Annotated in this window: 13 protein-coding genes and 4 tRNA genes; all 17 read right to left on the minus strand. The window is 54.1% G+C overall.

The features are described from left to right. Nucleotides 1-155: 155 nt before the first annotated feature. The 17 genes from AC1MDE_RS10040 to rho all read right to left on the minus strand — a co-directional run bounded on the left by AC1MDE_RS10040 (nt 156) and on the right by rho (nt 15,073). Nucleotides 156-232, minus strand: a tRNA-Pro gene (locus AC1MDE_RS10040). 45 nt (nt 233-277) lie between these two features. After that, a tRNA-Leu gene (locus AC1MDE_RS10045) sits at nt 278-364 on the minus strand. Between the two features lie 15 nt (nt 365-379). Beyond that, nucleotides 380-455: transfer RNA gene (locus tag AC1MDE_RS10050), tRNA-His, on the minus strand. A 91-nt stretch (nt 456-546) separates the two neighbouring features. Further along, nucleotides 547-623: transfer RNA gene (locus AC1MDE_RS10055), tRNA-Arg, on the minus strand. Nucleotides 624-781: 158 nt separating this feature from the next. Continuing rightward, nucleotides 782-1,516: a lipopolysaccharide N-acetylmannosaminouronosyltransferase gene (gene wecG, locus AC1MDE_RS10060; protein WP_058960371.1), complete on the minus strand. Its 735-nt coding sequence runs from the start codon at nt 1,514-1,516 to the stop codon at nt 782-784. An 18-nt stretch (nt 1,517-1,534) separates the two neighbouring features. Then, nucleotides 1,535-2,878 (minus strand): ECA oligosaccharide polymerase, encoded by a 1,344-nt coding sequence (gene wzyE / locus AC1MDE_RS10065; RefSeq protein ID WP_479397923.1) that lies wholly within the window; start codon nt 2,876-2,878, stop codon nt 1,535-1,537. Further along, complete coding sequence (gene wecF, locus AC1MDE_RS10070) at nt 2,875-3,945, minus strand: TDP-N-acetylfucosamine:lipid II N-acetylfucosaminyltransferase (RefSeq protein ID WP_480344527.1); 1,071 nt, start codon at nt 3,943-3,945, stop codon at nt 2,875-2,877. Before wecF ends, wzyE begins: the two co-directional genes overlap by 4 nt. Further along, on the minus strand, nt 3,942-5,195 hold the full coding sequence (gene wzxE / locus AC1MDE_RS10075) for a lipid III flippase WzxE (RefSeq protein ID WP_480344528.1): 1,254 nt from the start codon (nt 5,193-5,195) through the stop codon (nt 3,942-3,944). The genes wecF and wzxE overlap by 4 nt, the downstream gene beginning before the upstream one ends. Further along, complete coding sequence (rffA, locus tag AC1MDE_RS10080) at nt 5,195-6,325, minus strand: dTDP-4-amino-4,6-dideoxygalactose transaminase (RefSeq protein WP_058960375.1); 1,131 nt, start codon at nt 6,323-6,325, stop codon at nt 5,195-5,197. Before rffA ends, wzxE begins: the two co-directional genes overlap by 1 nt. Further along, nucleotides 6,322-7,020 carry a dTDP-4-amino-4,6-dideoxy-D-galactose acyltransferase gene (gene rffC / locus AC1MDE_RS10085; RefSeq protein WP_034827844.1) on the minus strand — a complete coding sequence of 233 codons (699 nt, stop codon included), beginning with the start codon at nt 7,018-7,020 and terminating at the stop codon, nt 6,322-6,324. Before rffC ends, rffA begins: the two co-directional genes overlap by 4 nt. Next, nucleotides 6,998-7,879 (minus strand): glucose-1-phosphate thymidylyltransferase RfbA, encoded by an 882-nt coding sequence (gene rfbA, locus AC1MDE_RS10090; protein WP_097118511.1) that lies wholly within the window; start codon nt 7,877-7,879, stop codon nt 6,998-7,000. The genes rffC and rfbA overlap by 23 nt, the downstream gene beginning before the upstream one ends. Nucleotides 7,880-7,902: 23 nt before the next feature. Further along, nucleotides 7,903-8,979, minus strand: coding sequence for a dTDP-glucose 4,6-dehydratase (gene rffG / locus AC1MDE_RS10095; RefSeq protein WP_097118510.1), 1,077 nt, complete (start codon nt 8,977-8,979; stop codon nt 7,903-7,905). Further along, nucleotides 8,976-10,235 carry a UDP-N-acetyl-D-mannosamine dehydrogenase gene (gene wecC / locus AC1MDE_RS10100; protein ID WP_480344529.1) on the minus strand — a complete coding sequence of 420 codons (1,260 nt, stop codon included), beginning with the start codon at nt 10,233-10,235 and terminating at the stop codon, nt 8,976-8,978. The genes rffG and wecC overlap by 4 nt, the downstream gene beginning before the upstream one ends. Before the next feature lie 2 nt (nt 10,236-10,237). After that, complete coding sequence (gene wecB / locus AC1MDE_RS10105; RefSeq protein ID WP_034827841.1) at nt 10,238-11,362, minus strand: non-hydrolyzing UDP-N-acetylglucosamine 2-epimerase; 1,125 nt, start codon at nt 11,360-11,362, stop codon at nt 10,238-10,240. Nucleotides 11,363-11,372: 10 nt separating this feature from the next. Further along, nucleotides 11,373-12,422, minus strand: a complete 1,050-nt coding sequence (gene wzzE / locus AC1MDE_RS10110; RefSeq protein ID WP_480344530.1) for an ECA polysaccharide chain length modulation protein — start codon at nt 12,420-12,422, stop codon at nt 11,373-11,375. Between the two features lie 36 nt (nt 12,423-12,458). Further along, nucleotides 12,459-13,535 carry a UDP-N-acetylglucosamine--undecaprenyl-phosphate N-acetylglucosaminephosphotransferase gene (gene wecA, locus AC1MDE_RS10115; RefSeq protein WP_034827962.1) on the minus strand — a complete coding sequence of 359 codons (1,077 nt, stop codon included), beginning with the start codon at nt 13,533-13,535 and terminating at the stop codon, nt 12,459-12,461. Between the two features lie 278 nt (nt 13,536-13,813). Further along, on the minus strand, nt 13,814-15,073 hold the full coding sequence (gene rho / locus AC1MDE_RS10120) for a transcription termination factor Rho (RefSeq protein ID WP_034827837.1): 1,260 nt from the start codon (nt 15,071-15,073) through the stop codon (nt 13,814-13,816). Nucleotides 15,074-15,251: the final 178 nt, after the last annotated feature.

A 15,251-nucleotide genomic window follows, 5' to 3' on the forward strand; every position in this document is an offset into this window, starting at 1 on the left:
GCTGAGTTGCTGAGTTGCTGAGTTGCTGAGTTGCTGAGTTGCTGAGTTGCTGAGTTGCTGAGTTGCTGAGTTGCTGAGTTGCTGAAAAGGATAAGATCAGTTTAGGGAAGGATAAAACGAAAAAAACCTGCTTTTTCAAGCAGGCTTTTCGAATATGGTCGGCGAGAGAGGATTCGAACCTCCGACCCACTGGTCCCAAACCAGTTGCGCTACCAAGCTGCGCTACTCGCCGATTTTTTCTGTATCTTATTTCTTCACGCTACCGCGTAATTTTGCCTGGTGCGAAGGGAGGGACTTGAACCCTCACGTCCGTAAGAACACTAACACCTGAAGCTAGCGCGTCTACCAATTCCGCCACCATCGCGTGCCCAGCAAAATTTGGGGTGGCTAATGGGACTCGAACCCACGACAACTGGAATCACAATCCAGGGCTCTACCAACTGAGCTATAGCCACCATAATTCTGGTGCGTAAGCATCTCTGCTTACTATTTTCACTGCATAACGCGGTTAAAACCAACCACCGAAGCTCTTGCGCACAAACTAAATGGCGCGCCCGACAGGATTCGAACCTGAGACCTCTGCCTCCGGAGGGCAGCGCTCTATCCAGCTGAGCTACGGGCGCGTAGCGCCGTTGCGGATGGGCATACTACGGGCTTGACCTCATACTGTCCAGCGCTTTTTTATAAAAAAAACGCGTTTGATTACGCTTTGTGCATTCCGTCGATTATTAATGCAGTTTTGCTGCCTGCACTGATGATATTGCTGAATAAATCGGCGATATCAGAGATCGCCACGCCAATGATAGCGCAAATATTTCAGCAGTTTTAACTGGCGGCGCCAACGCGAAGGCTGCCGAATCAAACGATAGAGCCATTCCAGACCTAATTTCTGCCAGATTCGCGGTGCACGCGCAACGTGGCCGGTGAAAACATCGTAGGTACCGCCTACGCCCATATAGAGCGCATGCGGCCAGTGCGCGCGGCAATCACGCATCAGCAACTCCTGACGCGGCGAGCCCTGCGCCACCGTGACAATCTGTGCACCGCTGGCCGCAATGCGCGCAAACAACGCCTCACGCTCTGCCGGGGCAAAATAGCCATCCTGACTGCCGACGATGTTCACATTCCACTGACGACGCAGTTTGTCACAGGTTTCATCCAGCACCGCCTGACGACCACCAATCAGAAACACCGGAATGCCGCTGCGGCCTGCGCGCTCCATCAGGGCTTCCCACAGATCGGCGCCAGCGATGCGACTAACCTGCAACTGCGGATATTTTTTGCGTAAGGAGCGCACAATGCTAATGCCATCCGGATATTTAAATTCCGCTTCAGCAATCAGTGCACGCAGTTGCGCATCTTCTTCCAGCGTCAGCATCTTTTCTGCATTCATCGCCACCAGCGTACCACAGCGCGGTTTGCCATCCGGCAGCAAGAAGTGCAGGAAGCTGTCCATGTCGTTAAAGGCGTGAAGATCGACACCGCGCAGGTTATAGCGCGGCTTATCGGTTTTCATGAATAATGTTCCCAAAGGTTAAGACAGGCTGTGAACCACCGGCTCGCTACGTGAGCGAATTAAACCCGCGCGCGCTAACAGCCAGTACAGCAATTTAGCCACCGCCATGCAGGCAGCAAAAATAATGCAAAAGAACACCACGCGCGAACCGAAAGCATCCAGCCCTTCACGCGCCAGCACGATCATATTGAAGACCGCGCCGAAGCAGAAGCTCTGCAGAATCGCCCCGCTATAGCGGTTTGAAGCATCACGGCCTTGCAGATAGAGGTTATCGAACCCTTTCATCAGCCAGCCGACGGCAATCGCACCCAGCGGAATAAACCACACGCCGCCCATTACCAGCAACGAACCCAGCAGCGTCGGCGAAATCGCCAGCCCTGAATGGTTGTTCAGCACTTCCCAGGTAAAGTAGTTGGCGCTGTTTAACACAATCGATGGACGGCCAGGCCAGAGCCAGCTCGGGATGAAGACATAAAAGTCACGCCAGATCGGTGCTAAGCCCTGGAAGTCAATTTTGTCGTAGTTCTGCAACAACAGCGCGAGATTTTCCCAGGGGGAGAAGGTATCACGCGTTAAATACAGGAAGGTGTAAAACGCTTCATCGCCCACCACATCGAGGTTATAGCGCCGCAGTGCCAGCCAGAACATACCCGCAATCGCCATCACGCCTGCGCCCACCAGCATCCACAAGGTGATCCAGCCGCGCGTAATACCGATAAACAGGAACAGAGCGAAGGCGATGATGATATTGGCTCGCGTCCCGCCCACCAGCGCATAGGTCAGTAAACCAAATGCCACCGACACCAGCAAAAACCCCAGCCACTGGCGCTGCGTGGGGGTGAGGAAATAGCGAATCAGCATCGCCGGAATAAAGAAGTAGAAGAAGCGTTTGAGCGCTACGCCGGACACTTCGCTGGAGAAAATCTGGTTATACGCAGAGAGTCGGAACAGCAGCAGGCCGTTGTGCATAAAGAACACGGTCACCGTGCCAATCGCCACCAGCGCTAACAACAGACAAGTGAGATGGGTTTCAACACGGTTCATCTGCAGCCAGGATTTACGCGGCGCAGCGTTAATCGGCCTTAAGCGGACTTTATAGCTGACGTAATAGATGGCGTAGAAACTGGTGGCAGCCAGCAACGCCTGCAACAGGTACTCCGGCGGCACCACTTCCACATTAAAACGGAACACCAACACGCTAGTTAGCGGGAACCCGAAATAAAAAGTCAGCAAATATAAAATGGTGAAGAACAGGTGAAAGTTAAAGCGCACCCGTTTAAATTCCCGCCAGGTCAGCGTCAAAATGAAGCCCAGCGAGAAAAGATAAACCACCAGCAGACCACTAAACTGCATCAGGCTCATGTTCTCTCCCTTTCACTCAGGGTCAACGCGTTGCGCCAGCCAGCCAGATAACCAGGGGCGAAAAAGGCAATCGCGGATTTATCACACTGTGCCAGCTGACGCTGAGCTTCAGCCACACTCGACGCATCCAGTGCATCTTCACTAAAAAGAACCGGCAACCCTTGTTCGCTGAGGTCGCGCCAGAACGGATTTTTGCGGTTCAGCACAAAGGGAATATTGGCCTGAATCAGCAAACATAAGGTGCCAATACCCTGCTGGCGCTCGAACATAAAATAGCCGAGCTGACAGTCGCTGAGCAATTGCAGATAGGTGTCAAAATCTATCTTGTCGCGCAATAAGGTTACCTGACCTTGGGGGAACAGGCGCTGCGCGGCCGTGTTGATCTCTTCGATGTACTCATGATTATTTTCCGGGTAGCCCAGCGGGATCAGTATTTTCACCCGATCGCCAAACTGCGCTCGAATCGCCTGCAAGCCTTCAATATGGTTGTTGCTGCGATCGCCTGAGTTACCCAACAGCACGGTGAAATCACCGGTCGCGCTACCGCCCGGCACTGCGGCATCGGGCATGCGGGTTGGGAAATAGAGCAGTGAAGTGAGCACACGCGGATGGCGTTGTTGAAAAGCGTGCAAATCCCCACGCGTTGCGAACACGTGAGCAATGCGACGCTGTGCCATACGGCGCAGCAGATAAAACAACTGATACTTCAGGCCACGCCCTTCTTCATACAAATCAGCGCCCCAGATGTGCCAGAACGCCTGCTCACGCCGTAATTTACCGCTGAGCAAAGCCAGCCAGATTTGCGGATTAAACTGTCCATGAAAGAAGAAGCGTTGCGTGCGGTCAGCCGCACGGGTTATCACCGTCTGCGCCAGCGCGCGCTTGCTGGGATAGGTTTCAATCTGCAGCGCGGTATAAGCTTGCAGCGCTTCAGGCGTTGAAGTCACCACCATAAACTGGCGCGGTCCAGCACCCGGCAATTCGGTGCTCATCACCTCATTAAAGAAGCGCAACACCGTATGGTTATGATGTGGGATATCCGATCCCAGCACGTGAAATAAAGTCATTTTTTTCGGCAATAAATCATAAAGGCGCCACAGCAAAGGGCGAAGTAGAGCACGTAAGTCGCCATATAGGCTTGTGCGGCTCCGGCGGTTCCATGTAATGGAATCAGCCAATGTGAGAACGCGGTCAGCAGCACGAACTGGCTGATTTCCGTCAAAATATAAAAGCGCAGTGAAGCTTTAGCGATCACCAGATATCCGAAAACATAGGCGCCAACTTTAAAGACGTCACCGCATAACTGCCAGATAAACAGGTCCCGCATCGCGGTAAACTGCGGTGAAAACAGCAGCCAGATGGCAATGTCACGCAGTAACCACACGCAGAAACTCGCAGCCGCCACTGCAGGTAACACAAAACGCAGCGCACGCCCAATTTCACGCGCAATCTGCGGCTTACTTTCCAGTCGCGCCAGCGTCGGCAGTAACCAGACACTAAAAGTCGCCGTAATAAATTGCAGATAGGCATCGGAAATACTGGTCACACCCTGCCACAGGCCTACCTGCGCCCACCCCTGCTGTTCGGCCAGCAGATTACGCATCATCACCCACGCCACTGGCAGGGTCACGGAGGTGATAAGCGCCATCAGGGTGAATTTTGCCAGATTTCGCGCCAAATCCGGCTGCCAGCTCGGTGTTAACCAGCGCAGTGGCAGTACCTGACGATGACGGCGCAGCATCAGCAGTGCCGGGAACACCAACAGTGCAGGTACTAGCGCTAAGCCGACTAACGCTCCGGCATATCCACCCAGCCACCAGCACAACACATAACCCAGCACGCCCACCAGACTACCGATAATCAGCGCCTGCGCATTGCCGCGCGCATCGCGAAACCCCTTGAGCAAGGCCAGCGTCAGATTGGCCCAGGCAATGCCAAACTGCAGAAAAGCCACGATGCGCACCACGTTGGCATAGTCGTCGTGACCAAATAGCGCATGACTGATCGGCCCCGCTGCCAGCAAGAACACCAGCGCCACCAGCGTGGAGAAGCCGATCACCATGGTGGATGCCGTACCCGTCACGGCACGCAGTTGCTCAGGTTGCTGCTGAAATTGCGCGATGTAGGTGGTCACACCGTTGAAAATGCCTGCGCCGGCCAATACACCCAATACGGTAATCAGTTGGCGAAAGTTACCGGCCTGGCCAACCCCTTCTGGCCCAAAGCTGACCGCCAGCAGTTTCACCACCAGCAGACCGGCAATGATTTTTACCAACGTCGATGAGGCCGTCCAGACTGAGGCTTTGGCTAACGACATCAGGCAAAGAAACTCAACAGCGAGCTGATAACGGTGCGCTGATTGTTATCCGACAGGTTATAAAACAGCGGCAGGCGCAGCAGGCGCTCACTCTCTTTGGTGGTGAAGCGGTCATCACCGTGGAAGCGACCAAAACGTTCACCGGCTGGCGAAGAGTGCAAGGGGATGTAGTGGAACACCGTGAGGATTTCCGCCTCTTTCATCCAGTTAATCAGTGCCTGACGGTCGTCGCTGTCGCGCAGTTTGATGTAAAACATGTGCGCGTTGTGAAGGCAGTTTTCCGGCACCATCGGTAGCTCGATGCGTCCCGCCGCCGCCAGCGGTTGCAGGGCATCATAATAGCGCTGCCACAGGCGCAAACGCTGCTGGTTAATACGCTCAGCCGCTTCGAGTTGCGCCCACAGGTAGGCAGCCTGCAGATCCGCCATCAAATAGCTCGAACCGATATCGCGCCAGGTGTATTTATCCACCTGACCACGGAAGAACTGGCTACGGTTGGTGCCTTTTTCACGGATGATCTCAGCGCGCTCCACCAGCTTCGCGTCATTAATCAGCGTCGCACCACCTTCGCCACCGGCAGTGTAGTTTTTGGTTTCATGGAAGCTGAAGCAGCCAATATGACCAATCGTGCCCAGCGCACGTCCTTTGTACTGCGACATCACCCCCTGCGCCGCATCTTCAATCACAAACAATTGATGCTTCGCCGCCAGCGCCATGATGCTATCCATCTCGCAGGCCACGCCCGCGTAGTGCACCGGCACGATCGCACGGGTTCTCTCGGTGATCGCCGCTTCAATCAGGGTTTCATCGATATTTAGCGTATCGGGGCGAACATCGACGAACACGATCACGGCACCGCGCAGTACAAAGGCATTGGCGGTGGAGACAAAGGTATAGCTCGGCATGATCACTTCATCGCCGGGCTGGATATCGATTAACAGCGCGGCCATTTCCAGTGATGCGGTGCAGGATGGCGTCAGCAGCACCTTTTTGCTGCCAAAATGCTGCTCCATCCACTGCTGACAGCGACGGGTAAATCCACCGTCACCGCAGAGTTTGCCGCTGGCCATCGCCGACTGCATATATTCAAGTTCACTGCCGACGACTGGCGGCGCATTAAATGGGATCATGTAGCTGTCCTGTAAAACCAGTAGGCGGTGCTTTCAAGGCGTGCACCGCTGCGTAAATAGAGGCGCATCGCCGTAAGATTGCTAAGCTGGGTCGCGACGCGCAGTCGTTCAAGTTGTCGCACGCGGCCCCAATCCGCTGCCGCCAACAGCAAGCGTTGACCAATGCCCTGCCCTTGCGCTGCGGGTAACACGGCGAGCAGGCCGATACGCGCATCACCGTTCACTTCACGCATCGAGACATAGCCTTGTAATTGGCCGGATTCGTCGCTGGCCACCAGGCATTGGTGATCAAAGGTGCCGCGTACCGCGTTTTCAATCCACTGCGCATAGAAACGACCGCTGTCATCGGCGTTAAACCAGGGCGCACGAAAACGGCTTTGGCGAAAGGCATGCGATGCCGCCTCACGCAATGCCGGAATCTGTGCTTCACGCGCGATGCGCACGCCAACCTGGCGCTCGGTGCGTTTGATATTGATGGCCAGATCGGCCTCACCTTCCACCAGCTGAAAACCGTGCTGGCTTAAGGCATCAATGGCGTCGGTGCGCTCGGCGGGCACTTTGGCCTGCCACAACGTATCTGGCTGTTGCAGCGCGTCGGCAAGGGTGAAGTCGCCATCCAGGTCGATACGCGCACTGTTCACGCCAAAGAAATCGCTTTCCCACTCGAGGGGGTTAATACTGACGCGGACGGGCATGGAGAACATCCATCAGGTATTGGCCGTAGCCGGTTTTGGTCAACGCTTGCGCCGCCGCCAGCAACTGTTCGTCACTTAGCCAACCGTTGCGCCACGCAATCTCTTCCAGACAGGCAATTTTAAAGCCCTGACGTTTCTCCACGGTCTGAACAAACATACTCGCTTCAATCAGACTGTCGTGTGTACCGGTATCCAGCCAGGCAAAACCTCGTCCCAGCAACTCGACAGAGAGTTCACCCTGCTCAAGATACATCTGGTTAATCGCGGTGATTTCCAGCTCGCCCCGTGCAGAAGGCTGCACCTGTTTGGCAAACTCCACCACGCGATTGTCGTAGAAGTAGAGGCCGGTTACCGCCCAACGTGATTTAGGTTGCTGCGGCTTCTCCTCAATGGAAAGCGCATTGAAGTCGTCATCAAACTCCACCACACCAAACCGCTCGGGATCCATCACCTGATAGGCAAACACCGTCGCACCGCTACTGCGCGCAGCCACTTTTTTCAGTTTCGGACTGAAGCCCTGGCCAAAATAGAGGTTGTCGCCCAGCACCAGACAGCAGCTGTCATTGCCAATGAAGGACTCACCAATGATAAACGCCTGCGCCAGACCATCGGGGCTGGGTTGCTCAGCATACTCTAGCTGCAGGCCGAACTCGCTGCCATCACCGAGCAAACGCTCGAAGTGCGCGCGATCTTCCGGCGTGGTGATAATCAGGACCTCGCGGATCCCCGCCAGCATCAGCACCGACAGCGGATAGTAAATCATCGGTTTGTCGTAAACTGGCAGTAGCTGCTTTGAGATAGCGCGAGTAATAGGGTGCAAACGCGTGCCCGAACCGCCCGCCAGGATGATACCTTTCATCGTTGCTGCTCCTGTATTGCGCCTCAGCGCGGCGTGGTTAAACCCAACCGCTCACCACGATAGCTACCGTTGAGAATCGCCTGCCACCATTGTGGGTTTGCCAAATACCACTGCACGGTTTTGCGAATGCCACTTTCGAAGGTTTCCTGCGGCATCCAGCCTAATTCACGCGCAATTTTGCTGGCATCAATGGCGTAACGCAGATCGTGACCGGGACGATCGGTGACAAAAGTGATCAGATCTCGATAGCGCGTCAGATGCGTGGCGCGCTGCTGCGGTGCCAGTTCGTCCAGCAGATCGCACAGGGTTTCCACCACCTCAATATTACGGCGTTCGTTGTGACCACCAATATTATAGGTTTCACCCACTTTGCCGCTGCTCACCACACTGTAGAGTGCTCGCGCATGATCCTCTACATACAGCCAATCGCGAATCTGGCTGCCGTTGCCATACACCGGCAAAGGCTTACCCGCCAACGCATTGATGATAGTCAGTGGAATCAATTTTTCAGGAAAGTGATAAGGGCCATAATTGTTCGAACAGTTGGTGACGATGATCGGCAAGCCGTAAGTGCGTAACCAGGCGCGAACCAAATGATCGCTGCTGGCTTTCGTCGCTGAATAAGGGCTGCTGGGCGCATACGGCGTGGTTTCGGTAAAGAAATCATCGCTGCCATGCAAATCGCCAAACACTTCGTCAGTGGAAATGTGATGGAAGATAAAGCCTTTTTTACGCTCATCCGCCATACCATTCCAGTAATGGCGTGCGGCTTCCAGTAACTGATAGGTGCCCACGATATTGGTTTCGATGAAGGCAATCGGGCCATCAATCGAGCGATCCACATGGCTTTCTGCGGCCAGATGCATAATGCAATCCGGTTGATATTGGGCCATGACACGATCCAGTTCGGCTCGGTCGCAAATATCCACCTGCTCAAAGGCATAGCGCGCATCATTCTGTATTGAAGCCAGAGAGGCTAAATTGCCTGCGTAGCTGAGTTTATCCACCACCACCACCTGATGGTCGGTTTGCTCAATCAGAAATCGCACCAGTGCGGACCCAATAAAGCCTGCGCCACCTGTCACCAGGAACTGTTTCATCGCCAGACACCTTTGGTATCGATAATCCACTGCTGCGTGATCTCGCTGGCATCGATAGCGCGGAACTGCGCGTGATCAACCAGCATCACGATGATATCTGCTTGCTGCAATGCATCCTGGGTGGAAACCAGAGCCGCTTCATGGGCCAGTCGCGCAGGAATGTCTGCCACATGCGGTTCTACCACCAGCGTGCTGCCGCTGTGCCACTCGGCAATCAGGTGCGCCACTGTCATTGCCGGGCTCTCGCGCAAATCATCAATGTTCGGTTTAAACGCCAGGCCGAAGCAGGCAATCGTCACCTCAGAAGCACGTTTGCCGCTGGCAGTCAGGCAATCCGCCAACTGCTGTTTGACCTGATCTAACACCCACGTCGGTTTCGCATCATTCACTTCACGCGCGGTACGAATCAGACGCGCCAGTTCCGGATTTTGCGCCACGATAAACCAGGGATCGACAGCGATACAGTGGCCACCAACACCTGGTCCGGGCTGCAGAATGTTGACTCGTGGATGGCGGTTCGCCAGCGCAATCAACTCCCACACGTTGATCTTCTGTTCCGCACAAATCAGCGATAGCTCATTGGCAAACGCAATATTCACATCGCGGAAGCTGTTCTCCGTGAGTTTGCACATCTCGGCAGTACGCGCGTTGGTTTCCACACATTCGCCGCGCAGGAAGATGCGATACAGTTCGCTGGCCCGTGCTGAGCACGCAGGCGTCATGCCGCCAATCACACGGTCATTTTCCAGCAGCTCTACCATCACTTTGCCGGGCAGCACGCGCTCCGGGCAGTAAGCGATAAACACGTCACAGTTATCACCGTGCTGCGGGAAACGCAGGTCAGGACGTGCCTCCGCCAGCCAGGCGGCCATCTGTTCGGTCGCGCCAACCGGTGAGGTCGATTCGAGGATCACCAAATCGCCCGTTTTCAGCACCGGTGCAATCGACAACGAGGCTGCCTGTACATAGCTCAGGTCCGGCTGATGATCGCCGATAAACGGAGTAGGTACGGCGATTAAGAAGGCATCCGCAGCTTCGGCTTGCGTGGTAGCTCGCAGAAAACCTGCCTGCACGGCTTCACGCACCACGTCACCTAACTCCGGCTCGACAATGTGAATGTCGCCGCGATTAATGGTCTCGACCGCGCGGACATTGATATCCACGCCGATCACTTTTTTTCCCTTTGAGGCAAAAACGGCCGCCGTTGGCAGCCCAATGTAGCCCAGTCCGATAACGGAAATGGTTTCAAAACGCATAATTATACTCTGTGTTGTTTCAGTGCCTGCAGGATGCGCGAGCAGGCTTGTCCATCGCCATACGGATTGTGCGCGCGACTCATCCTCTGCCAGGCTTCCTCGTCCTGCAGCAGCAGGCTGACTTCTTCGACAATCCGGTTGATATCGGTACCGACCAGTTTTACTGTGCCCGCATCCACCGCTTCCGGACGCTCAGTCGTATCACGCATGACCAGAACAGGTTTGCCCAACGATGGCGCTTCTTCCTGAATACCACCGGAATCGGTGAGGATCAGCCAGGAACGGTTCATCAGCCAGACAAAAGGTAGATACTCCTGTGGCTCAATCAAAATGATATTGTCGATGCCGCTCAGGATACGATTTACCGGCTCGCTGACGTTGGGATTGAGGTGCACCGGATAGACGATTTGCGCCTGCGGATGCTGACGTGCAATCTGCGCCAGCGCGCTGCAAATGCGTTCAAAACCGCCGCCAAAGCTTTCACGACGATGGCCGGTGACCAGAATCAGTTTTTTATCCGCATCAAGGAACGGATAACGTGCTGCAAGACGTGCATTCAGATCGCCATCATCCAGCACCCGATCGCGCACCCATAGCAGCGCATCAATCACCGTATTGCCGGTAACAACGATACAGTCATCCGGCAAATTCTCACGCAGCAGATTCTGCCGCGAACTCTCGGTTGGGGTGAAATGGTAGCTCGCCAGATGACCGGTTAAGGTGCGGTTAGCCTCTTCCGGCCAGGGCGACATCAGGTTGCCGGTGCGCAATCCTGCTTCGACGTGCCCCACCGGAATCTGATGATAAAAAGCGGCTAAGCTAGCAGCAAAAGTGGTGGTGGTATCACCGTGCACCAGCACCACATCGGGCTGAAAATCGGCGAGCACCGTTTTCATCCCCTGCAAAATGCGGCTGGTGATCTCCGTCAGCCCCTGTTCCGGGCGCATGATATTGAGATCGTAATCGGGCTGCAGCTTGAACAGCCGCAGCACCTGATCGAGCATTTCACGATGCTGCGCGGTCACGCACAAGCGCGATTCAAACGCCGGGTCCTGCGCCAGTGCCTGCACCAGCGGGGCCATTTTTATCGCCTCAGGACGCGTGCCAAATACGGTCAGAACTTTCACGTGGCTTCTCTTAATGGCTCGTTGGTGACGTCGGACGAGGACGGCGCATCAGCGCCACACCTGCACCCACCAGCGCGCCAATGACGCCCCACATGATCATCATAAACATTCGGCGCGGACTGTCGCGCGACACCGGCTCTTCAGGCGTGCGCAGATAGCGGTAAGTCTGGAAGGGCTTATCCAACTGCGCACCTGCCTGCAACGTGCCCAGCATCGCTCTGTTTTGATCATAGCTCAAATCGTAAGCGGGCCCGCTGGCCTGCAATGTATCGAGCTGAGCCTGCAACATTTGCTGTCCGAGCAGGAAGCGATCGCTGTCAGGCAGCGCTTCGCCAATGGCCGGAGCACGGTTTTCTTTGATGCCCTGCTGACTAGCAACCTTTAAGGCCTGTTCAATACGTTGACGCTGGCGATCAAATACCGCCTGTGCCACTTCCTGCTGACGGGTAACCTGCGCCTGCAGCTGCGCGCTGCGCGCCTGCCATGCCCCCTTCAATTCTGCATTCAAATGGCGCGCCGCGCGTTCGCTGGCATAGGCGATATATTGGCGCAGCAGGTTATTCGCGTCGCCAGCGGTTTCGGCAATCAGCTTAATGTTATCCAGCGTGTTATGCGCCGCATCCGCTGGTGTGAACTGGATATTGGTAATCAAATCATCCAGCAGTGCGGCATCGTTATGCGCGTTGCCACTTTTGCGGCTTTTGAAATAATCGGTCTGCTGCCAAAAATCACGGCGCGTGTCCCAGGAGGCCAACTGCATAGTGAACTCCTGATAGACCTCATCCATCACTGTTGGGGCGGGTGTGTTGAGATTGAGCGTGTTGTTACGCACATCGAGGTTATTGAGGAATTGCTGCTGCACGAAGAAGTCACCCAGCATGTTAACCGTTGGACGATCGGTAACGGCGGTGGTGCTCCAGGCTTGCTTCATCAGCATCGAGGCGAGCCAAGCCAATAAGGCAAACAGCAGCGCAAAGCCGATAACCCAGCGCTTACCGCGCCACAGCGTGCAGCCAAGGCCGCGCACATCCAGTTCGTTCTCCACAACGACAGAGGTCATAACAAAAGTCCTTATCGGGGTACTGATCGGGGTAATTTATTTTTTATCTTCGCCACTGCTTTGCCAGCGGCGTTTAATACGACGAATTTTGCGCGCCACACGCCAGGCGTGTTTCAGGCAATAGCCGTAAAGGAAAAAGGCCATCAGGAACAGCACCAGCATCACCCACTCGGGGATGAAGGCAAGGTATTCGCCCAACACACCAATACCGGCCAACAGCGCTGCAGCTACGGTAATCAGCACAAAGGCCTGACGCGAAGTGAAACCCGCTCGCATGATCAAATGGTGAATGTGCTGGCGGTCAGCTGAAAACGGACTCATCCCCTTACGCAGACGGCGATACATAATCGCCACCATGTCCATTAGCGGAATGGCAATCAGCCAAAGTGCCGTGACCGGCGTAATCGGATGGCTCAAACCCTGGGTGGTTTCCAGCAGGATCCAGATAATGGTGAAGCCAATCATGGTGCTGCCGGCGTCGCCCATAAACACTTTGTAGCGGCGACCAATCAGACCCAGATTGAGCAAAATATAGGGGATGGTGGCGGCGATCATGGCGAAACACCACATCGCAAGACTGGTTTGGCCGTCGAAAAAGAGGATGATGCCCATGGCGGCAAAGGTCACACTGGCCAGCCCACCCAGTAAGCCATCAATGCCATCCACCATGTTAAAGGCGTTAATGGCCGCCCAAACGGCGAACAGTGTAAGTACGTAGCCAAATGGCCCAACAACCAATTCCACCGGACCAATGATAAATCCAAGGCTCAGCAGATACAGTTTTGAGCCGACCATCATCACGATGGCCACCGCCGCTTGTACTAATGCGCGGATTTTAACGCTGATATCGAACCGATCGTCCAGTGCACCCACCAGCACCAGCACCCCTGCGCAACTTAAATAGAGTGCCGCATGGGGTAAATAATAATCTGAAATAGCGAAAGCAAAGCAAATCCCCGCATAAACGGAGATCCCACCTACTAACGGAATGGCGCCATGGTGTCGTTTTCTTGAATTAGGTGTGTCTACCAGCCCAATTTTTTTAGCGGCTTTACGGGCAAAAAATAGGAACACTAAAGTAAACAGAAAAACAAAACCAAGCTCAGTACTCATAGTGAGTAAATTCACGTTAACGCTCTCAGCTAAAATCATCGACAACAATAAGCAAAATTCTTGCCATTGCCGTATATCCCTTGTCCGAATTCTGCCTGGGAAAAATCTTATTGCTGAAAAAATCAGCACATTTCTGGCACAATCATTATATTTCTTCCTGACTGGGCTAATCCTAATGCCCATAAAAAAAAAACGCCACGTTAAGACGTGGCGTTATCAATAAATCCTGGCAAATTGTGCGAAAGAATCGCTTCGCTTAGCGATTCAATTTCGCCAGCTTACGAACGCTTCATCATATCGAAGAATTCGTCGTTGGTTTTGGTCATCGCCAGCTTATTGATGAGGAACTCCATCGCATCAATTTCACCCATTGGATGGATGATTTTGCGCAGGATCCACATTTTCTGCAGCTCTTCCTGCGTGGTGAGGAGTTCTTCTTTACGGGTACCGGAGCGGTTGTAATCAATCGCTGGGAAGACACGTTTTTCAGCAATTTTACGCGACAGGTGCAGTTCCATGTTACCTGTACCTTTAAATTCTTCGTAAATCACTTCGTCCATCTTCGAACCGGTATCAACCAGCGCAGTCGCGATGATGGTCAGGCTGCCGCCCTCTTCCACGTTACGTGCTGCACCGAAGAAACGCTTCGGACGATGCAGGGCGTTGGCGTCCACACCACCGGTCAATACTTTACCGGAAGCCGGTACCACGGTGTTGTAAGCACGCGCCAGACGGGTGATGGAGTCAAGCAGGATAATAACGTCTTTCTTGTGCTCGACCAGGCGCTTAGCCTTCTCGATCACCATCTCAGCGACCTGAACGTGGCGTGAAGCCGGTTCGTCGAAGGTGGATGCGATGACTTCGCCTTTCACCAGACGCTGCATCTCGGTCACTTCTTCCGGACGCTCGTCAATCAGCAGCACCATCAGCACGCAATCCGGATAGTTGTACGCAATGCTCTGTGCGATGTTCTGCAGCAGCATGGTTTTACCGGCTTTCGGTGGCGCCACGATCAGACCACGCTGACCGCGACCGATCGGCGATGCCAGATCCAGTACGCGAGCGGTCAAATCTTCGGTTGAGCCATTACCGCGCTCCATACGCAGACGATTGTTTGCGTGCAGTGGCGTGAGGTTTTCGAACAGAATCTTATTACGCGCGTTTTCCGGCTTGTCGTAGTTAACTTCGTTAACTTTCAACAGCGCAAAGTAACGTTCACCCTCTTTTGGCGGGCGAATTTTACCAGAAATGGTGTCACCAGTGCGGAGGTTGAAGCGGCGGATTTGGCTGGGAGAAACGTAGATATCATCGGGACCGGCGAGGTAGGAGCTGTCTCCAGAGCGGAGGAAACCAAATCCGTCCTGCAATATCTCCAGCACACCATCACCAAAGATGTCTTCGCCACTTTTCGCATGCTGTTTAAGGATAGAGAAAATAATATCCTGTTTACGCATACGTGCCTGGTTTTCCAGACCCATATTTTCGCCGAGGGTAATCAGCTCAGAAACCGGCGTGTTCTTTAATTCGGTAAGATTCATAGTGAGGGTTCTTAAACTCGGGGTAATTCTCGAAATGATTGTCGTGGGTGGTATGGCAAAAATTCCATGCCGTTAATGGCTCTTTTTCAACTCTGCTCGACGATTATCGTCTGATGTGGCGATAGGAAACGAAGAGATGGTCGAAAGGTGATGCCGAATGTGCTAGTCATCAGATTGC

The sequence above is a fragment of the Pantoea folii genome (assembly GCF_056678875.1).